The organism is Mesorhizobium sp. M1217 (assembly GCF_040318275.1).
Lineage (GTDB): Bacteria > Pseudomonadota > Alphaproteobacteria > Rhizobiales > Rhizobiaceae > Mesorhizobium.
The window spans coordinates 92,873-110,336 of sequence record NZ_JAMYMA010000002.1 but is presented as its reverse complement, the minus strand read 5'-3'; the positions used below and the strand labels follow the sequence as shown (position 1 = coordinate 110,336).

Annotated in this window: 20 protein-coding genes and 1 pseudogene; 10 read left to right on the top strand and 11 right to left on the bottom strand. The window is 62.6% G+C overall.

The genetic code is table 11. The features are described 5' to 3' along the window. Window positions 1-31: 31 nt before the first annotated feature. The 3 genes from NKH37_RS03210 to NKH37_RS03200 form a co-directional block, all read right to left on the bottom strand. Window positions 32-727, bottom strand: coding sequence for a DUF1013 domain-containing protein (locus tag NKH37_RS03210; RefSeq protein WP_023720977.1), 696 nt, complete (start codon window positions 725-727; stop codon window positions 32-34). 354 nt (window positions 728-1,081) lie between these two features. Further along, window positions 1,082-1,222, bottom strand: a complete 141-nt coding sequence (locus tag NKH37_RS03205) for a DUF1127 domain-containing protein (RefSeq protein WP_023720976.1) — start codon at window positions 1,220-1,222, stop codon at window positions 1,082-1,084. Window positions 1,223-1,354: 132 nt separating this feature from the next. Continuing rightward, window positions 1,355-2,365, bottom strand: a complete 1,011-nt coding sequence (locus NKH37_RS03200) for an NAD(P)H-quinone oxidoreductase (RefSeq protein ID WP_353003809.1) — start codon at window positions 2,363-2,365, stop codon at window positions 1,355-1,357. Window positions 2,366-2,489: 124 nt separating this feature from the next. Here NKH37_RS03200 and NKH37_RS03195 point away from each other — a divergent pair, with 124 nt between their 5' ends. From NKH37_RS03195 to NKH37_RS03185, 3 genes are all read left to right on the top strand, one after another. Next, the gene (locus tag NKH37_RS03195; protein ID WP_023720974.1) at window positions 2,490-2,684 is read left to right on the top strand and encodes a DUF1192 domain-containing protein; all 195 of its coding nucleotides are present in this window, start codon (window positions 2,490-2,492) and stop codon (window positions 2,682-2,684) included. 95 nt (window positions 2,685-2,779) lie between these two features. After that, entirely contained in the window at window positions 2,780-4,027 is a 1,248-nt protein-coding gene (locus NKH37_RS03190; protein WP_352480880.1) for an MFS transporter, read from the top strand. Window positions 4,028-4,058: 31 nt separating this feature from the next. Then, window positions 4,059-4,346 carry an ArsR/SmtB family transcription factor gene (locus tag NKH37_RS03185; RefSeq protein ID WP_023720972.1) on the top strand — a complete coding sequence of 96 codons (288 nt, stop codon included), beginning with the start codon at window positions 4,059-4,061 and terminating at the stop codon, window positions 4,344-4,346. A 147-nt stretch (window positions 4,347-4,493) separates the two neighbouring features. On the opposite strand, the pseudogene NKH37_RS03180 reads toward NKH37_RS03185, so the two are convergent. Together NKH37_RS03180 and NKH37_RS03175 are read right to left on the bottom strand one after the other, a co-directional pair. Then, window positions 4,494-5,149 (bottom strand): annotated as a pseudogene (locus tag NKH37_RS03180) (glutathione S-transferase family protein). Between the two features lie 61 nt (window positions 5,150-5,210). Beyond that, window positions 5,211-6,077: an alpha/beta fold hydrolase gene (locus NKH37_RS03175; protein WP_353040801.1), complete on the bottom strand. Its 867-nt coding sequence runs from the start codon at window positions 6,075-6,077 to the stop codon at window positions 5,211-5,213. A gap of 97 nt (window positions 6,078-6,174) precedes the next feature. Here NKH37_RS03175 and NKH37_RS03170 point away from each other — a divergent pair, with 97 nt between their 5' ends. The 3 genes from NKH37_RS03170 to NKH37_RS03160 all read left to right on the top strand — a co-directional run bounded on the left by NKH37_RS03170 (window position 6,175) and on the right by NKH37_RS03160 (window position 7,538). After that, the gene (locus NKH37_RS03170) at window positions 6,175-6,699 is read left to right on the top strand and encodes a winged helix-turn-helix transcriptional regulator (protein WP_352999131.1); all 525 of its coding nucleotides are present in this window, start codon (window positions 6,175-6,177) and stop codon (window positions 6,697-6,699) included. Window positions 6,700-6,775: 76 nt separating this feature from the next. After that, window positions 6,776-7,006 (top strand): hypothetical protein, encoded by a 231-nt coding sequence (locus tag NKH37_RS03165; protein ID WP_023720968.1) that lies wholly within the window; start codon window positions 6,776-6,778, stop codon window positions 7,004-7,006. A gap of 100 nt (window positions 7,007-7,106) precedes the next feature. Beyond that, window positions 7,107-7,538 carry a GlcG/HbpS family heme-binding protein gene (locus NKH37_RS03160; RefSeq protein WP_023720967.1) on the top strand — a complete coding sequence of 144 codons (432 nt, stop codon included), beginning with the start codon at window positions 7,107-7,109 and terminating at the stop codon, window positions 7,536-7,538. Between the two features lie 10 nt (window positions 7,539-7,548). On the opposite strand, the gene NKH37_RS03155 is transcribed toward NKH37_RS03160, so the two are convergent. The 3 genes from NKH37_RS03155 to NKH37_RS03145 form a co-directional block, all read right to left on the bottom strand. Then, complete coding sequence (locus tag NKH37_RS03155; protein ID WP_023720966.1) at window positions 7,549-7,950, bottom strand: hypothetical protein; 402 nt, start codon at window positions 7,948-7,950, stop codon at window positions 7,549-7,551. 198 nt (window positions 7,951-8,148) lie between these two features. Beyond that, window positions 8,149-8,331 (bottom strand): 50S ribosomal protein L32, encoded by a 183-nt coding sequence (rpmF, locus tag NKH37_RS03150; protein ID WP_006203806.1) that lies wholly within the window; start codon window positions 8,329-8,331, stop codon window positions 8,149-8,151. Window positions 8,332-8,470: 139 nt separating this feature from the next. Next, window positions 8,471-9,229, bottom strand: coding sequence for a transglycosylase domain-containing protein (locus NKH37_RS03145; protein ID WP_031194544.1), 759 nt, complete (start codon window positions 9,227-9,229; stop codon window positions 8,471-8,473). A gap of 79 nt (window positions 9,230-9,308) precedes the next feature. Here NKH37_RS03145 and NKH37_RS03140 point away from each other — a divergent pair, with 79 nt between their 5' ends. Continuing rightward, complete coding sequence (locus NKH37_RS03140; RefSeq protein ID WP_352494184.1) at window positions 9,309-10,226, top strand: polyprenyl synthetase family protein; 918 nt, start codon at window positions 9,309-9,311, stop codon at window positions 10,224-10,226. A gap of 178 nt (window positions 10,227-10,404) precedes the next feature. On the opposite strand, the gene NKH37_RS03135 is transcribed toward NKH37_RS03140, so the two are convergent. From NKH37_RS03135 to tkt, 3 genes are all read right to left on the bottom strand, one after another. Further along, window positions 10,405-12,294: a potassium/proton antiporter gene (locus NKH37_RS03135; protein WP_023720962.1), complete on the bottom strand. Its 1,890-nt coding sequence runs from the start codon at window positions 12,292-12,294 to the stop codon at window positions 10,405-10,407. A gap of 218 nt (window positions 12,295-12,512) precedes the next feature. Continuing rightward, window positions 12,513-13,523: a type I glyceraldehyde-3-phosphate dehydrogenase gene (gene gap, locus NKH37_RS03130; protein ID WP_023720961.1), complete on the bottom strand. Its 1,011-nt coding sequence runs from the start codon at window positions 13,521-13,523 to the stop codon at window positions 12,513-12,515. 158 nt (window positions 13,524-13,681) lie between these two features. Beyond that, the gene (gene tkt / locus NKH37_RS03125) at window positions 13,682-15,673 is read right to left on the bottom strand and encodes a transketolase (protein ID WP_353003807.1); all 1,992 of its coding nucleotides are present in this window, start codon (window positions 15,671-15,673) and stop codon (window positions 13,682-13,684) included. A 260-nt stretch (window positions 15,674-15,933) separates the two neighbouring features. Here tkt and NKH37_RS03120 point away from each other — a divergent pair, with 260 nt between their 5' ends. From NKH37_RS03120 to NKH37_RS03110, 3 genes are all read left to right on the top strand, one after another. Further along, window positions 15,934-16,206: a DUF4164 domain-containing protein gene (locus NKH37_RS03120; RefSeq protein ID WP_006200774.1), complete on the top strand. Its 273-nt coding sequence runs from the start codon at window positions 15,934-15,936 to the stop codon at window positions 16,204-16,206. Between the two features lie 4 nt (window positions 16,207-16,210). Further along, window positions 16,211-16,576 (top strand): cell division protein ZapA, encoded by a 366-nt coding sequence (locus NKH37_RS03115; protein ID WP_023720959.1) that lies wholly within the window; start codon window positions 16,211-16,213, stop codon window positions 16,574-16,576. A 174-nt stretch (window positions 16,577-16,750) separates the two neighbouring features. Continuing rightward, the gene (locus NKH37_RS03110) at window positions 16,751-17,410 is read left to right on the top strand and encodes a peroxiredoxin (protein ID WP_023720958.1); all 660 of its coding nucleotides are present in this window, start codon (window positions 16,751-16,753) and stop codon (window positions 17,408-17,410) included. The last annotated feature ends 54 nt before the right edge of the window (window positions 17,411-17,464 follow it).

The following is a 17,464-nucleotide window of genomic DNA, read 5'->3' as shown; positions in this document are numbered from 1 at the left end:
AAGCGGGCTTTTTGTTTTGGATGCGAGACCTCTATTCCTCTTCGTCCGTATCCTTGTCCTTCGACTTCAGCGCCGAAAGCTTGGCGAAGACGGCGTTGGCGTCGAGTTCGCGGTCCTCGTCCTTCGGCTTTTCCGGCGCCGGCACCAGCCGTTCGGTCAAGGCGGCCGGCAGCAGCGTATCGCCGACCGGCTGCGCCTGCTCGCGGCCGCGCGAGGCGCGGTTGATTTCCATGTCGAGGTCGATCTGCGACGTCAGGCCGAGCGTCACTGGATCCATCGGCTGGAGATTGGCGGAGTTCCAGTGTTTTCTGTCGCGGATCTGGTCGATCGTCGACTTCGTCGTGCCGACAAGGCGGGAAATCTGCGCATCCTTGAGCTCGGGATGGTTGCGCACCAGCCAGAGGATGGCGTTGGGCCGGTCCTGGCGCTTGGACAGCGGAGTGTAGCGCGGACCCTTGCGCTTGGATTCCGGCACCCGCACCTTGGGGTCGGAGAGCTTCAGCCGGTGGTTCGGGTCCTTCTCGGCGCGCGCGATCTCGTCGCGAGTGAGCTGGCCGGTCATGATCGGGTCCATACCCTTGATGCCTTGCGCAGATTCGCCGTCGGCGATCGCCTTGACCTCAAGCGGATGCAGTCCGCAGAACTGCGCGATCTGCTCGAAGGAAAGCGCTGTGTTGTCAACCAGCCAGACGGCGGTCGCTTTTGGCATCAGCAGCGTATTGGCCATTACAAAAATCCTTCTCGTTCGCCCGCGTTCCCGCGCGGGCGGTGGTTTACAGCCACCAAAATGGGAAAATCGGGGTCTATATAACTGCTCACTCGCCATTTCGCAATGTTTTTGGCAGGCGCGCGTCAAGGACGGCATGGCGGCGCGACCAGCAGACCGCGAAGGGTCGGCACATGAAGCCATGCAGTCGAAAGCTTCAAAAAGACAAAGCCCGCCAGACCAAGGTCGGGCGGGCTCGGAACCGGCGACGGAAATCCGTCTGCTACGGCTCTGGCTTCTAAGGCTTGATCCCGAACCGCGGCTCGGCGTTGCGGAAAAGCAGCGCCCGGTCTTCGGACAGGATCGTGTTCGAGATCAAAGCCCTTGGCGGGCGATTCTCTCTATGTCGCCGCGGTTGATGCCGAGATCATTGAGCTGACGAGCGTTCAGCCGGTTCAGTTCGCGCACGGTTTCGTTGTACATGCGCCAGTTACGGAAAGCGCGGATCGGGTTCATGGTAGTCCTCCATCGTTTCGATGCCGCGTAAATAGGCATCGGCGATGAAAAATTGAACAGACGCTTTTGCATGGCGGCAATGCGTTTGTTGCATTGCACCATTAAGCCTTCGTTCAGCCTGTTTACCGGCCGTCAGGCGACATCGAGCACAATCTTGCCAATGTGCTCACCCTCCTCCATCCGCTCATGCGCCCGCCAGGCTTCCTTGAGCGGGAAGATCGTGTCCATCACCGGTGCAACCTTGCGCGTGCCGAGCAGCGGCCAAACCTGCGCCTCCAGCGCAGCCGCGACTGCCGCCTTGAACTCCACCGTGCGTGGCCTGAGCAGCGAACCCGTGTGCACGAGCCGCTTGGCCATGATTTTGAAGAAATCGGCGCTCGCCACCGCTCCGCCCTGCGTCGCGATCTGGACGATGCGGCCCTCCACGGCCGCAGCCTCGTAGTTTCGCGCGACATAATCGCCGCCGACCATGTCGAGGATGACGTTGGCGCCCTTGCCGCCGGTTGCCTCCTTGACCGCGGCGACGAAGTCCTCCTCGCGGTAGTTGACCGCCCGGTCGGCGCCGAGCTTGAGGCAGGCGTCGCATTTCTCCTTGCTGCCGGCGGTGGTGACGACATAAGCGCCGAAAGCGGCAGCAAGCTGAATCGCCGTCGTTCCGATACCCGATGAGCCGCCATGCACGAGCAGCGTCTCGCCGCTCTTCAGGCCGCCGCGCTCGAAGACATTGTGCCAAACAGTGAAGTAGTTTTCCGGCAGCGCCGCCGCTTCGGTGTAGGTAAAGCCGGCGGGCAGCGGCAGCACGCTGCCGGCATGAACCTTGACATATTCGGCATAGCCGCCGCCCGCCGTCAGCGCGCAGACCCGGTCGCCGACGCGCCAGCGCGATATCTCGTCGCCGAGGGCGGCGACTTCGCCCGCCGCTTCCAGGCCCGGCAGATCCGACGCACCTGGCGGCGGCGGATAGGCACCCTTGCGCTGCTGCACGTCGGGCCGGTTGACGCCGGCGGCACGCACCCGGATCAGGATCTCGCCAGGGCCGGGTACCGGCACGTCGCGGGTTTCCGGTTTCAGCACCCGCGGCCCGCCCGGCTCCGAGATGGCGATCGCCATCATCCTGGTCGGAATTTTCTGTGCGTTCGCCATGAATTTTCCCGTCGTGTTTCGCCGGTTTCTAGCGCCAGCTGTTGCCTGCCATTTGCATCCATACCCCTGCCCTATGTATGCTCATTGGCAAATCAGGCAAATGGGCAATCACGGAGGAGCGACGATGGCGGTCTTCGACGACGAACCCAAGAAGAAAGCGCGCCCGCACGAGATCGGGCAGGATCTGTCGCTGCTTTCTGTCGATGAATTGTCCGAGCGGATCGGCATCCTGCGCGGCGAGATCGCCCGGCTGGAAGCCGAGCTCATGACCAAGGGCTCCACCAAGTCGGCGGCAGAGGCGCTGTTTCGCCGCGGATAGTACTGCGGGCAATTCCAAAAGCTCGGGCACGCCGCCGAAAAGCCCGAATGCCGCTGTCTCCAGACCTGTGCCCCGAACCCCAGCCGGATTGAACAATGTTCGCAAGCTACAGACCGATCCTCTCGCTGCTGCGCGGCACCGCGTTCCTGCTGGCGGCATCCGGGCTGCACGGGCTGCTGTTGCCGCTGCGCGGCCAGGTGGAGGGCTTCTCGACCGCATCGCTCGGCCTGATGGGCACGGCTTGGGCCGGCGGCTTCGTCACCGGCTGCTTCTTTGCGCCACGCATCGTGCGCCGCGCCGGTCATGTCAGGGCTTTCGGCGCCTTTGCCGCATCGGGAGCGATCGTCGCACTGCTCACCGGCCTGATCATTGATGAATATACCTGGATCCTGCTGCGCGCCTTCACCGGCTTCACCATGGCCGGTGCTTTCATGGTCATCGAAAGCTGGCTGAACGAGAAGGCCACCAACGAAAACCGCGGCACCGTCTTCGGCCTCTACATGATGGTCACCTATGCCTCGATCATGGGCGGTCAGATGATCGTTGCCGGCGGCGATGTGAAATCGGCGTCGCTATTCATGATCACCGGCATTCTGTTTTGCCTATCACTGATCCCGACGGCGGTCTCGACGGCGTCGCACCCCAAGCCGCTGCAGGACGTGTCGCTTGACGTCAAAGGGCTCTACGTCAATTCGCCGGTGTCGGCGATCGCCTGCGTGCTGATCGGCATCGCCAACGGCGCCTGGGGCACGCTTGGTGCCGTTTATGGAGCTCGCATCGGCATCTCGACGGCCGAGATCGCGCTCATGATGAGCCTGGTGGTCATCGCCGGCGCCGCCATGCAGCTTCCGGCCGGGCGGCTCTCCGACACGACGGACCGTCGTTTCGTGCTGGCGGGCGCGGCTTTCGGCGCTGCGCTGTTCGCCATCGCCATCTTCCTGTTCGAACCGCGCTCCGGCGTCTTCGTTATCGTCTGCACCGCCGCCTACGGCGCCTTCGCCTACACGCTCTATTCGATCGCGGTGGCGCATGCCAACGACCATGCCCGATCGGAAGACTTCGTCAAAGTGTCGGGCGGCCTGCTGCTGCTTTATGGCTTCGGCACGATGATCGGCCCGCTGCTGGCCGCCGGCCTGATGGGCTGGATGCGTCCCGAGGGGCTGTTCCTGGCTACTGCGTTGGCGCATCTCTGCCTGGCCGCCTATACGCTGCTGCGCATCAGCCGTCGCGCGCCGGTGCCAATCGAAGGCCGCGATGCCTTCAAGACCCAGCCGGCCGACCGCTCGGTGACGCCGGAAGCGTTGCGGCTCGACCCGCGCAGAAAAGCTGAAACCGACGGTTGAGATTCGAGACGCTTTGCCCCACAAATAAGGCATGATGCTTTCCGACGCCTTCATGGCGATTGCCGATCCCAACCGGCGCTATCTCTTGGAAGAGCTCCGGCGCGGACCGAAGACCGTCAACGAACTGGCCTCTGGCTTGCCGGTGTCCCGCCCGGCCGTTTCGCAGCATCTGAAGGTGCTGCTTGATGCCGGGCTGGTCAACGCCAAGCCGGAAGGCACCAGGCGCGTCTATACGGTCAGCAATGCCGGCTTCCTAAAGCTCAACATCTGGCTCGACCAGTTCTGGGATGCAGAGCAGCTCGGTTCACCCGGAAGCTGAGAGGCGTCGTCCGCGCGTCGGGCAGCTCGTGCAGCCTCGGGCCTGGAGCAATTCCAGGAAAAGTGTGAAACGGTTTTCCGTCCGGAATTGCGCAAAAAACAAAAGGATCGAGCGGTTCGGCGTTTCCGTGAAACGATGAACCACTCTCTAGCCGTTGTTGTAGGGGAAGAGCTTGAAATAGGCTGCGCTTCCTCGATCACACGGGCAACCGACGGGCGCCGCAGCAGCCGGTCGTGATAGCGCCTCACCGCAGGATATTTGTCGCCGAACGGCTCGACCTTGTTAGCGTAGAACAGCGCGGGGGCGGCGGCGCAGTCGGCCATGGTGAAGCTCCCGCCCACCGCCCATGTCCTCGACTGCATGTCCTGTTCGATGACGGCGTAGGAGCTGCGCAGCTGGGCGCGGGCCTGCTCGACGCCGAACGGATCGGTCTTGCCCTCCGGCCGCAGCCGGTCGCCGACGATCTTCTGCATCGGTTCCTGGACGTAGAAGTCATAGAAGCGGTCGGCGAGCCGGGTCTGGCGAGCGAGATCGACATCGGCGGGGATCAGTTCGGCCGGCCCAGGATAATACGCGTTGAGATATTCGATGACGATTGTCGATTCCGGCACGGTCCGATCCAGCGCTTCATCACGCAGTACCGGCATCTTGCCGAGCGGCCACAATTTCAGAAACGCCGCGCGCGACTGTTCATTGCCGAGATCGACGACAACGGATGTGAATGGCGTGCCGTTCTCATAGAGCGCGATCAGCGGCTTCCAGCAGAAGGAGGCCAGTGGATGAAGATGCATAGTCAGGGACATTGGTTGTCGTTCCTTGGGTGGTTCGTCTCGCGGAAATTCGGTGTTGAGGTCAGGCTTGGTACTATTTGGCTTGGCTGTGGGTGACGATGGCATCGATGATCGCGGCCCAGTCGTCGGGATGCAGCTCGTGGCCGCCGCTCTCGATCCGGACCAGCCTTGCGCCGGCGACCGCGTCGGCAAGAGCGGCGCCATGCTCGACTGGAAAGATCGGATCGTCGGTGCCGTGGATAACGAGGAGCGGGATCTTCATCTCGTGCAGCCGCCCCGTCCAGTCCTGGCCGCTCCGATCTTCGCCGCTCCCATCTTCGCCGCTCTTGAGCATGAAATGGTTGGTGGCGCTTAGAAAGCCGCCGGACCGGTCGTAATCCTGTTCGACGAAAGCCCGCGTGCGCTGCTCGTCGAATGAGCGTGCGGTGCCGGTGAGCGCATACGCGTCCTTGACGATGAAATCGACCGCCTGGCCACGGTCAGACCAGTCGACCTTCGCGCCTTCGGCCGAATGTTTCCTGTAGGCCTCGGTGGTTCCGGGCAGATGCGACGTATTGATGCCCAAGGGCGAGCTGCTGATCACCGTAAGCGAAGTGACACGCGACGGGTATTTCAACGCAACGAGCTGCGCAATCACGCCGCCCATCGACATGCCGACCACGTGCGCCTTTCGGATTCCCTGGTCGTCAAGGACGCGGATGGCATCGTCCGCCATGTCGTCGAATGTATAAGGCGGCTCGCCCGGCGCGTATTTGGTCGGACGGCCGGTATCGCGATTGTCATAGCGGATCACGAAGCGACCCTCGCCGGCCAGCTTTCGGCAAAACGCTTCCGGCCACCAGAGCATGGAAGCCATGGCGCCCATGATCAACAATACCGCCGGATGTGCCGGATCGCCGAACGGCTGGGATACGATTTCGGGGTGTTCGGCGTTTCTCATGGCTTTCCTCCTCGGGCCGCAAATCCGATTGCAATTTGCAATCGGTTGCACGATATTAAAACCGATACGATAATGCAACCGGTTTTTGGAGATTCGCATGAACATTGATCGCCGGTCCGGATGTCCGATCAACCTGTCGCTCGAAGTGTTCGGCGATCGGTGGAGCCTGATCATCCTTCGCGACATCATCTTCGGCGGCAGACGCCACTTTCGCGAACTGCTCAATGGCTCGATGGAGGGCATCGCCTCCAACATCCTCGCCGACCGGCTGAAGCGGCTGATGGAGCTCGGCATGCTGACCAAGGCGGACGATCCCTCCCACAAGCAAAAGGCGATCTACGGCCTGACCGAAATGGCGATTACGCTGGTGCCGATCCTGGCGCATCTCGGCGCCTGGGGCCGCGTCTGGCTGCCGGTCAGCGAAGATCTCTCTATCCGTGCCGAGCTTCTGGAAAAAGGCGGCCCGCCGATGTGGGATAAGTTTATGAACGAGTTGCGCCACGAGCATCTGGGTGCGTCTGCCGCCCCATCTGGACCCACCGTGCGCGCGACCTTGCAGGCCGCATACGATGCGGTGATCGCCCGCAATGCGGAGCGAGTCGGGTGCGATCCGGCGCCATGACCAACTTATTTTCCCAATTGCGGGCTGGCTCTGCTATCAAGGGACTGAAGATAATTTACCGGATTGGATAACGCTCTTGGTCGAGAACTCTAAGGACACTGCCCGTGCGCGGGCCGATTTGCGTTTCAAGAAACAGGAAGAGGCAGCCACGGTGCGCCAGAAGGCCATGGCGGAATATGTCGCCGAGAGCGACGCTCGCCAGGCCAAAACCAACAAGCTGCGGGCGCTGCGCCTCGCCAAGGAAGCGGAAGACCTGGCCAATGCGCCTCCGGCGCCGGTGAAGAAGTCCCGCGCCAAGAAGAAATAAGCCGGCGCTCCTTGGATCGCATTGCTTCGTTTCGTACGCGGAACAGTTTTCACCGCGATCTGTTCTGCCGGTTGATAACTGGCGCGTTTAGGAGGCGGCCATGACCGCACTGACGCTCGACAAAGCCCTTGAGATCATCGCCGCCGCCTTTGCCAAGGGTGCCGAGCTCAAGCTCAGGCCGCTTGGCGTCTCGGTGCTCGATGCCGGCGCCCATCTGGTCTCGTTCCAGCGTCAGGACGGCGCCTCGTTCCTGCGTCCGCAAATGTCGGCCGGCAAGGCCTATGGCGCGCTCGCTATCGGCATGGGCTCGCGCCGGGTGGAGGCTTTCGCCAAGGAGCGCCCGCATCTGATAGCCGGCGTCTCCGACGTGTCGGGCGGACGCGTCCTGCCGGTCGTCGGCGGCGTGCTGATCCGCGATAAGGCTGGCACGATCATCGGCGCCGTCGGCATTTCCGGCGATACGTCGGACAATGATGAAACGGCAGCCATCGCTGGCATCGAGGCGGCTGGCTTCACCGCCGACCCGGGCTGAGCCGGAATCCTTAATTCATGTTGATGTCGCGGCTGGCCGACCGCATCGACACCGAAAAGCCGGCCAGCACGTCGATCAGTGCTATGACCATCAGTGTGAAGAAAACGGAATGGGCGGCGCCCTTCACCAGCAGGAATTCGACCAGATAGGCCACAAAGACGAAGGTCGACAAAAGGTGGTCCATGATCGAGGCATTTGTCGTTCGCGTCGACTTCACCACTTCGACGAACAAGAAGATCAATGCGATCAGCACGATGAGATCGCCGAGGGTCATCGAGAACACCCCGCCCGACATCATCCGGACCGAAAACATTTCGGTCGCCCACGGGTCGTCGCCGCTGCCGAATATTCCCAGAAGCCCGAGATTGTAGAGAATGAAAGGCACGATCAGCAGCGGAATGGCACCGAACATGTGGCGGCTCCGGTTGGACTGATCTTTGTAGAGTGCGCCCGGCGTTCGCCGTCAAGAATTTTCGTGCGGCCCATAAACACGGACAAAGACGGCGTGAAACAACAATGTCAGCCCCGGTCGACACGATCAGTTGTCGACGAACGCAAAAAGACCGGCCAGTGGCCGGTCTTTTGCAATAATAAACCGTCGAAAGCTGTCTCAGCTTTCCTTCGGCTCCAGCACCTGGCGACCGCGATACATGCCGGTCTTCAGGTCGATATGGTGCGGACGGCGCATCTCGCCGGAGTTCTTGTCCTCGACATAGGTCGGGGCCTTCAGTGCGTCGGCGGAACGGCGCATGCCGCGCTTCGACGGAGAGGTTTTTCGTTTCGGAACGGCCATGGATATGCTCCACTACATGGTCAAAACGCCCCGGCGGCCCTCGTGAAAGGGCCACGTCAGGGGCCGGAATCTGAGAAAGTCGGCTGCCTATACACGCCCGATGGCGTTTTGGCCAGCGTCGCGGTGTTTTTTTTTGACACTATCGCAGGCAGCCGACATAGGCGCCGGCGCGGCCCGCGCGCCGTTCGATCAACGCGGCAAGCCGCCTCAGTCCCGGCCCGGGCTTCGCCGGATTGCGCACGATCGGGTTCGGCAAGGTGACGGCAAGCAGCGCTGCCTGTCGGCGCGACAGCTGTTTTGCCGAGACGCCGAAATGATGTTGGGCGGCGGCCTCGATGCCGTAGATGCCCGGTCCCCATTCGGCGATGTTGAGGTAGATCTCCATGATCCGCCGTTTCGACAGCACCGCATCGAAATAGACGGCCAGCGGCAGTTCGACGACCTTACGGACCGAGCCCAACGGCCGCGACCATAGATAAAGGTTCTTTACCGTCTGCATGGTGATGGTCGAGGCGCCACGCGTCATCTCGCCGGCGAGCGCATCGTCGACGACGCCGCGCAACTCACCTAGATCTACGCCGCGATGGAAACAGAACTGCCCGTCCTCCGACATGATGACCGAATATGCCAGCACCGGCGCCACATCATCGATAGAAACCCAGCGCCGATCGTAGCCGGAAAACGTCGCGAGGTCCTTCAGCATCAATGTCGAAACCGGGTGCACGAATGACGGCAGGTACAGAAAGGTCAGAACCACCGGCATCAGCGCCAGCACGATGGCGACAGCGATGCCGCGCCGGACCCAGCGTTGAAGACCGATGCGGCTGCCGCGTCTCGGTCTCGCCATGTCCAACCCTTCGGTTTCGTGATCGACGATCGGTTCCGCCAAGCCACCCAATCCGCGCTACTCCCTGCCCCCGGCATAATGGCGCTTGGCTTCTTGCGCAACGTCTGAGTGTCGGCTACCGCTCCCGACCATGACGAAAGACGACCAAATGGCGTTCGAGGCTGCACTTATTGCCCGGGCAGTTCCGCTCGAGGCGCTGCTGAGGCGGTTGCTCGACGGACGCACGCTTTCAGGCGAGATCGCGCGGCCGGAACGCCTGATGGCCGCGATGCGACATGGCGTTCTGAACGGCGGCAAACGACTGCGCCCCTTCCTGGTCATGGAAAGTTCTGCACTGTTTTCAGCCGACGTCGAGCCGGCGCTGCGCGTCGCGGCAGCGCTCGAATGCGTGCACTGCTATTCGCTCATCCATGACGATCTGCCGGCCATGGACGATGACGATATGCGCCGTGGCCAGCCGACCGTGCACAGGGCTTTCGATGAAGCGACAGCCATTCTTGCCGGCGACGCCTTGTTGACGCTTGCCTTCGACATCCTTGCCGACGAGGCGACAATGCTGCCGGCCGAGCGCAGGGCAGCGCTGGTGCTGGCATTGGCCCGCGCCGCAGGGGCCGGCAGCATGGTCGGCGGCCAGATGCTCGATCTCGAGGCCGAACAAAGCCGGCCGGACGAGGCTGGCATCATCCGGCTTCAGGCGATGAAAACCGGTGCGCTGATCCGCTTTGCCTGCGAAGCGGGCGCCATCGTTGCCGGCGCGCCGTCGGGCGACCGCGAAAGGCTGGCCGAGTTCGGCTCGGCGATCGGGCTTGCCTTTCAGCTTGCCGACGATCTGCTCGACCTGACCGCCGACGCGCATCAGATGGGCAAGGCAACCGGCAAGGATGCCGCGGCCGGCAAGGCGACGCTGGTCGCGCTGCACGGACCGGACTGGGCGCGGGACCAGCTCCATGGCCTCGTCGACCAAGCTCATGCGCTGCTCGAGCCCTATGGCGAACAAGCCGCGCTTCTGAAACAAGCGGCGCAGTTCGTTGCGGCCCGCAACAATTAAGCTGCCCCCTATGGCGCACCGTACAGCCACGGAGGATTGGCGACTGTTCGGCCAGATGCCCTCGCAGCCGGCCGATCGGGATGATTTCCGGCAATGTCGGACCACATGGACTCGCCACTCCAGTTGCCGAACCATTCTTCAGCCTCGCGGCAGGGCTCCGCGGCTCGGGTCGACGCGGTCAGCCTTCGCCAGTTGTCTTTTCCACCACGGGCTGCGGAACCGGTTCCATTTCGGCCACCGCCTCGACCGCTCGCGCTTCGGCCGGCTTGCGCCGGTTGCGGATAAAGGCGGCGATACGGTCGCGGATTTCGCCGGCGCTGAGGAACACCGGAACGCGTGCCACCGGCGCGGTCGGCTCGAAGGACAGGCCAAGGCCGGTGATCCTGCCCTTGTCGTCGACGTCGCGGACGATCAGCTCGATCGGACCGAGCAGCACGCGGTCGGCATATTCGGCGTGGCCGCCGAGCCGCGCCGTGACCAGATCGCCAATGGTGAGCTTGCGTTCCGCTTCGGTCAGGCCCGGCGCGTAGGCGGTCTCCAGTTCCTCGGCGGAGCGTGACGGATCGACGGCAAAGGCGCCGAAGAAATCCGCATCCTCGGGATCGACCACGGCACGGCTGGCGAACAGCTTGTCGAGCAGGCGCGGATAGCGGTCCGGCACGAAGATGTAGACATGATCGCCGGCCGCCAGCCGGCCCATATCCTGGAAGCGCATCGAGCGTCCGTCTCGCAGCACAAGCGACGGCCGCGCCCAGCGCGGAATGCGTTCGCCGCGCGCCACCGGGCTGCCGGGTGCCACGCGGTAGGCAAGAAGCTCATGATGGGCGGAGCCCGGCAGTTCCAATTCGACCTTGTCGAGCGGTCCCAGGCGGGCCGGCACGATAAGGCCGAGGCGGCGCGCCAGCGGCCCGACGGTCCATCCCTGGATGACCAGAGAGACCAGCACGATGATGAAGGCGGTGTTGAAGATGAGGCGGCCGTTCTCAAGACCGCCGAGCAGCGGCGTGATAGCAAGCAGGATCGACACGGCGCCACGCAGGCCAACCCATGAGACAAAGGCGACTTCCGGGCGTGGCAGACGGAACGGCACCAGGCATAGCCAGACGGCGACTGGCCGTGCGACAAATATCAGGAACAGTCCGAGCAGCACCGCCGGCACCAGGATCGCCGGAAATTGCGAAGGCGTCGCGAACAGGCCGAGGATCAGGAACATGATGATCTGCGCCAACCACGACATCCCGTCCTGAAAGCGCTTGAGGATGGTGACAGCCCGGATATCGGAATTGCCGGCGATCAGGCCCGCGAGATAGACCGCCAGGAAGCCGGAGCCGCCGACGGCGCCGGCGGCGGCAAACACCATCAGCGACAGCGTCAGCACGAAGATCGGCAGCAGGCCGTGATCTAGATTGAGGCGATCGACAAGGCGCACGATGGCCATGCCGCCGAGAATACCGATGACCGCACCGAGCCCCATGTTGACAAGGAAACCGACGGCAAGATCGGTAACCAGCACCTTGGCCTCGGGGTGGGTGTTGGCGGCGATGACCTCGACCAGCGTGATGGTCAGGAAGATGGCGATCGGGTCATTGGTGCCGGATTCCACCTCGAGCGTCGAACGCACGCGCTCGCGCAAATTGATCTCGCCGGCGCGCAGCAGGAAGAACACCGCCGCGGCGTCGGTCGAGGCGACGGCGGCACCGAGCAGGAAGGATTCCAGCCATGTCAGGTCGAGCAAATAATAGGCGGCGGCCCCGAACAGGCCAGTGGTCAAAAGGACGCCGAAGGTCGCCAGCGACAGCGCCGGCCCGGCCGCCTGCCGCAAGGCATTGAGCGGCGTGCCGAAGCCGGAATCGAAAAGGATCACCGCCAGCGCCAATGAGCCGGCAAAATAGGCAAATCGGGCATTGTCGAAATGGATTCCGAGACCGTCGGTTCCGGTGGCAAGGCCGATGCAGAGAAACAGCAGCAGGAGAGGGGCGCCGAAACGGAAGGCGATCAGGCTCGAAAACGCGGCGGCAACGACAAGTGCTGCGCCAACGAGCGTCACCAGATAGATACCATGCTCCATTCGTTGGTCGCCCCTAGTCGATATGCTCCGGCATCACGGGAGAGTGGGGCGAAGACATGGCCGCTGCAAGGCAGCAGCGCGGCTTTTCGCCCTACGCTGCCGATAGTCGAATGTTTTGGCACCTCCGAGCAGCGGAGGCTGCCTCGGGGGGGCGTGCTGCAACGAAAAACGCCCGGACTGAGCCGGGCGTTGTCCAAGTCGAGAAGATGGTTCTGCGATCAGGCGATGGTCTTGCCGAAGGCGACAGCGGTGTCGCCCATGCGGTTGGAGAAGCCCCACTCATTGTCGTACCAGGCCAGCACCGAAACGAAATTGCCGTCCATGACCTTGGTCTGGTCGAGCGCCACGATCGAGGAGTGCGGATCGTGGTTGAAGTCGATAGAAACATTGGGATGACGAGTGACGGCAAGGATGTCCTTCAGCTTGCCGTTCGAAGCCGCGATTACCGCGTCGTTGATTTCCTGGACGGTGGTCGACCGCTTGGCGATGAACTTGAAATCGACCAGCGAGACGTTCGGGGTCGGCACGCGGATGGAGATGCCGTCGAGCTTGCCCTTGAGCTCGGGCAGTACCAGGCCGATGGCCTTGGCGGCACCGGTCGAGGTCGGAATCTGCGAAAGCGCGGCGGCGCGGGCGCGGTAGAGGTCCTTGTGCATGGTGTCCAGCGTCGGCTGGTCGCCAGTATAGGAGTGGATCGTCGTCATCATGCCCTTCTCGATGCCGACGGCCTCATTCAGCACGGCCGCCAGCGGCGCCAAGCAGTTGGTGGTGCAGGAGGCGTTCGAGATGACGATGTGGTCCTTGGTCAGCTTGTCGTGATTGATGCCATAGACGACGGTGAGGTCGGCCCCCTCCGCCGGAGCGGAGACGAGAACGCGCTTGGCACCGGCGGTCAGATGGGCGGCGGCCTTGTCGCGGGCGGTGAAGATGCCGGTGCATTCGAGCGCGATGTCGATGCCGAGTTCCTTCCACGGCAGTTGCGTCGGATCCTTGATCGCGGTGACCTTGAATTTTTCCTTGCCGACGATGATCTGATCGCCGTCAACCGTCACCTCATGCGGAAAGCGGCCATGCACGCTGTCGAAGCGCAGCAGATGCGCGTTGGTCTCGACCGGGCCGAGATCGTTGACGGCGACGACGTCGATATCCTTGCGGCCGGATTCGTGGATGGCGCGCAGGATGTTGCGGCCGATGCGGCCGAATCCATTGATGGCAACTCTGACGGTCATTGTTCTCTCCCTGGGAGTTGGGGGCCGAAGATCAAGTCCGCAGCTTCATAACGGCGGACGGGCAAAGAATCCAGCCGCCGAGGCTCGGATTTAAATCGATTAGTGCTCCGCCGGCCGGCAAAACCGCTATGCCAGCCTTTGCGGATCGGGGCTTAATTTCATTTGCCGTGCAGACGGGCTTCCGCCGCCTTCACCGTTGCTTCGGCGGTGATGCCGAAATGCGGATAGAGCTGTTCGATCGTGCCGGAGGCGCCGAAGCCGGTCATACCGATAAAGATGCCTTCGGTGCCGATGAAATAATCCCAGCCCTGACGGATGCCGGCTTCGATGGCAATCTTGAGCGGCGCATTGCCGATCATCCGGCTGCGATAGTCGGCGCTCTGCTTGTCGAACAATTCGAAGCACGGCACCGAGACGACGCGGGTAGCATGGCCGTGCTTTTCCAGCGCCTCGCGCGCGGCCAGCGCGATCTCGACCTCGGAGCCCGAAGCGAAGATCGTCACCGCCGCCTCGCCACTTGCGGCGGCAAGTTCATAGGCGCCGCGGCTGGAGAGGTTTTCCGCAACGAAGTCGTTGCGTACCGTCGGCAGGTTCTGCCGGGTCAGCGCCAAAGTCGAAGGCGTCTTTTCAGATTCAATGGCCAGCTGCCAGCATTCCGCGGTTTCCACCGCGTCGGCCGGGCGGAAGACATTGTGGTTCGGGATGGCGCGAAGTGCTGCCAGATGCTCGACCGGCTGATGGGTCGGGCCGTCTTCGCCAAGGCCGATGGAATCATGGGTCATGACGAAGATCGAGCGGATGCCCATCAACGAGGCAAGCCGCATCGCCGGACGGGCATAATCGGAAAAGCACATGAAGGTGCCGCCATAGGCGATAATGCCGCCATGCAGCGTCAGCCCGTTGAGCGCAGCCGCCATGCCGTGCTCGCGAATGCCGTAGTGGACATAGCGCTGGCCGTAATCGTCGGCAGTGATGTTCTTGGTCTGGCTGGTCTTGGTGTTGTTGGAGCCGGTCAAATCGGCCGAGCCGCCGATGGTTTCGGGCACGGCGCCGTTGATGACCTCCAGCGCCATTTCCGACGATTTGCGGGTGGCGACCTTCGGCTTGTCGGCGGCGAGCTTCTGCTTGTAATCGCCAATGACAGCATCGAAGTTGGCCGGCAGCGTGCCGCTGATGCGGCGTTCGAATTCGCCGCGCAATTTGGCGTCGGCCTTGGCAAGGCGGCTTTCCCAGTCGGTGCGAGCCTTGACGCCGGCCCGGCCGGCGGTACGCCATGCGTCGAGGATATCGGCCGGAACCTCGAACGGCGGATAATCCCAGCCGAAGAATTTTCTGGCGCCGGCGATTTCCTCGGCGCCGAGCGGCGAGCCATGCGCCTTGTTGGTGCCGGCCTTGGTCGGCGCGCCGAAGCCGATCGTCGTCTTGCAGGCAATCATCGTCGGCTTGTCGGAGTGGCGGGCCGCTTCAATGGCATAGGCGATCGCTTCCGGGTCCTGGCCGTCGATATGGCTGGCGTTCCAGCCGGACGCCTGGAAGCGGGCGACCTGATCAGTGTTGTCGGCCAGCGACACCGGGCCGTCGATGGAGATGTTGTTGTTGTCCCAGAAGACGATCAGCTTGTTCAGCTTCAGATGTCCGGCAAGCGCGATGGCTTCCTGGGACACGCCTTCCATCAGGCAGCCGTCACCGGCAAGCACATAGGTGTAGTGGTCGACGAGATCGTTGCCGAAAGCGGCATTCATGATGCGCTCGCCGAGCGCGAAACCGACCGAATTGGCAAGGCCCTGGCCGAGTGGGCCCGTCGTCGTCTCGATGCCGGCGGCATGGCCGTATTCCGGGTGCCCCGCGGTCCTCGACCCCAATTGGCGGAACTGCTTGATCTGGTCGATGGTGATGTCTTCGTAGCCGGTCAGATAGAGCAGCGAGTAAAGCAGCATCGAGCCGTGGCCGGCCGACAGGATAAAGCGGTCGCGATCCGGCCAATGCGGGTTCTTCGGATCGTATTTGAGAAAGCGGGTGAACAGCACGGTGGCGATGTCGGCACAGCCCATGGGCAGCCCGGGGTGGCCGGAGTTTGCCTTCTCGACGGCGTCCATGGCGAGAAAACGGATCGCATTGGCCATCCGGTCATGTTGTTCGCGCGAGGTCATGCTTCCTCCAAAATGGGGGTTTGGGCTTTGGGAAAGCCCTTGAAAAGGGTGCGCGACACATAGCAGGCGCGGCCTTTTAGTCAACAAATCGGTGTGCTTTTGCCGGTCTTGTGATGGCCATGCACCACTTACATTAGCGTTAGCAGGGGACAGTCGCGATCGCTTTATTGACGTGCGGTTCACACGGCGCGTAATGTTTCAGGGATAACGCGTTCTGAACGTGGATGATTCGGTGATGGGCAGGGCGCAGGACGAAAGCCATGACCGGGGAAACGACCCTCAAGGAAGTCATTGCCAGGCTGGGTAAGGCCATCGAAGGGCTGGAAAACGCCGTCGCGGCCAAGCTCGAGCACGAGCGGGACTATTCGGAAGCCGAGGCCGAAGTGCAGCGGATGAACGCCGACCGCTCGCGGCTGGCGCAGGAGCTCGACAATTCCGAGGCCCGCGCCGAACGGCTGGAAGATGCCAACAAGGAAGTATCGCGAAGGCTGGTGACAGCCATGGAGACCATCCGCGCGGTACTGGACAGGTAGGCCAATGGCACAAGTCACGGTTTCCATCGACGGCAAGCAGTATCGGATGGCCTGCGACGAGGGCCAGGAAGAGCATCTGATCGATCTTGCCGAGCGCTTCGACCGCTATGTCTCGCATCTGAAGGATTCTTTTGGCGAGATCGGCGACCAGAGGCTGACCGTGATGGCCGGCATCATGGTCATGGACGAGCTTTCAGAACTGCAAAAGCGGGTCAAGGGCATGGAAAGCGAAGTGCTGACGCTGCGCAAGACGCGCGACGACGCACTGACCAAGGCCGACAAGAACGATTCCGTGCTGACCGGGGCGCTCGGCGCGTTGGCCCAGCGCATGGAAGACCTGACGACGACGTTAGCAGTGAGCAAGGCCTGAGCCAGCGCAGCGAAAATTCCTGCTGCATTTGCCGAGAAGCAATGAAAATATTTCGCCGCCGGCCTCGATGCCGGCGCAACAGCCGTTTGAAGGATGACGCCGGAGTGGTAGAAAGGCAAAAGCAGCGCCGGTCAACGCCGGCTGCGATCTGCACTCACAAGGTAGGGACATGTCATGAGCCTCCGCATCAACGATATCGCGCCGGACTTCACCGCTGAGACCACGCAAGGACCGATCAGCTTCCATGAATGGATCGGCGACGGCTGGGCGGTATTGTTCAGCCATCCGAAGAACTTTACGCCGGTTTGCACAACCGAACTCGGCACGATGGCCGGGCTCGAAGGCGAGTTCAGGAAGCGCAACGTTAAGATCATCGGCATCTCGGTCGATCCCGTCGAAAGCCATGGAAAGTGGCAGAACGACATCAAGACGGCGACCGGCCATTCGGTGAACTACCCGCTGATCGGCGACAAGGATCTCAAGGTCGCCAAGCTTTACGAGATGCTGCCGGCGGGTGCCGGCGAGAGCTCGGAGGGCCGCACGCCCGCCGACAATGCCACGGTGCGTTCGGTCTACGTCATCGGGCCCGACAAGAAGATCAAGCTGGTCCTCACCTATCCGATGACGACGGGCCGCAACTTCGACGAAATCCTGCGCGCCATCGATTCCATGCAACTGACCGCCAAGCACCAGGTGGCGACGCCGGCGAACTGGAAGCAGGGCGAGGACGTCATCATCACCGCTGCTGTCTCGAATGAGGATGCCATCAAGCGCTTCGGCGCCTACGAGACAATCCTGCCATATCTCAGGAAAACCAAGCAGCCTTCCGCCTGAGCAGGCAGAGGCGGCACGGAGAAATTTTTGGTTTTCCTAGCCGTGTGAGCACGG

Excerpts from the sequence above, each read along its gene's own strand:
- NKH37_RS03205 (WP_023720976.1), bottom strand. The coding sequence starts at position 1,222 with ATGAACCCGATCCGCGCTTTCCGTAACTGGCGCATGTACAACGAAACC.
- NKH37_RS03110 (WP_023720958.1), top strand. The coding sequence starts at position 16,751 with ATGAGCCTCCGCATCAACGATATCGCGCCGGACTTCACCGCTGAGACC.
- NKH37_RS03200 (WP_353003809.1), bottom strand. The coding sequence starts at position 2,365 with ATGGCGAACGCACAGAAAATTCCGACCAGGATGATGGCGATCGCCATC.
- NKH37_RS03185 (WP_023720972.1), top strand. The coding sequence starts at position 4,059 with ATGATGCTTTCCGACGCCTTCATGGCGATTGCCGATCCCAACCGGCGC.
- NKH37_RS03210 (WP_023720977.1), bottom strand. The coding sequence starts at position 727 with ATGGCCAATACGCTGCTGATGCCAAAAGCGACCGCCGTCTGGCTGGTT.
- NKH37_RS03190 (WP_352480880.1), top strand. The coding sequence starts at position 2,780 with ATGTTCGCAAGCTACAGACCGATCCTCTCGCTGCTGCGCGGCACCGCG.
- rpmF (WP_006203806.1), bottom strand. The coding sequence starts at position 8,331 with ATGGCCGTTCCGAAACGAAAAACCTCTCCGTCGAAGCGCGGCATGCGC.
- gap (WP_023720961.1), bottom strand. The coding sequence starts at position 13,523 with ATGACCGTCAGAGTTGCCATCAATGGATTCGGCCGCATCGGCCGCAAC.
- NKH37_RS03155 (WP_023720966.1), bottom strand. The coding sequence starts at position 7,950 with ATGTTCGGTGCCATTCCGCTGCTGATCGTGCCTTTCATTCTCTACAAT.
- NKH37_RS03115 (WP_023720959.1), top strand. The coding sequence starts at position 16,211 with ATGGCACAAGTCACGGTTTCCATCGACGGCAAGCAGTATCGGATGGCC.
- NKH37_RS03195 (WP_023720974.1), top strand. The coding sequence starts at position 2,490 with ATGGCGGTCTTCGACGACGAACCCAAGAAGAAAGCGCGCCCGCACGAG.
- NKH37_RS03140 (WP_352494184.1), top strand. The coding sequence starts at position 9,309 with ATGACGAAAGACGACCAAATGGCGTTCGAGGCTGCACTTATTGCCCGG.
- NKH37_RS03135 (WP_023720962.1), bottom strand. The coding sequence starts at position 12,294 with ATGGAGCATGGTATCTATCTGGTGACGCTCGTTGGCGCAGCACTTGTC.
- NKH37_RS03120 (WP_006200774.1), top strand. The coding sequence starts at position 15,934 with ATGACCGGGGAAACGACCCTCAAGGAAGTCATTGCCAGGCTGGGTAAG.
- NKH37_RS03160 (WP_023720967.1), top strand. The coding sequence starts at position 7,107 with ATGACCGCACTGACGCTCGACAAAGCCCTTGAGATCATCGCCGCCGCC.
- NKH37_RS03175 (WP_353040801.1), bottom strand. The coding sequence starts at position 6,077 with ATGAGAAACGCCGAACACCCCGAAATCGTATCCCAGCCGTTCGGCGAT.
- NKH37_RS03170 (WP_352999131.1), top strand. The coding sequence starts at position 6,175 with ATGAACATTGATCGCCGGTCCGGATGTCCGATCAACCTGTCGCTCGAA.
- tkt (WP_353003807.1), bottom strand. The coding sequence starts at position 15,673 with ATGACCTCGCGCGAACAACATGACCGGATGGCCAATGCGATCCGTTTT.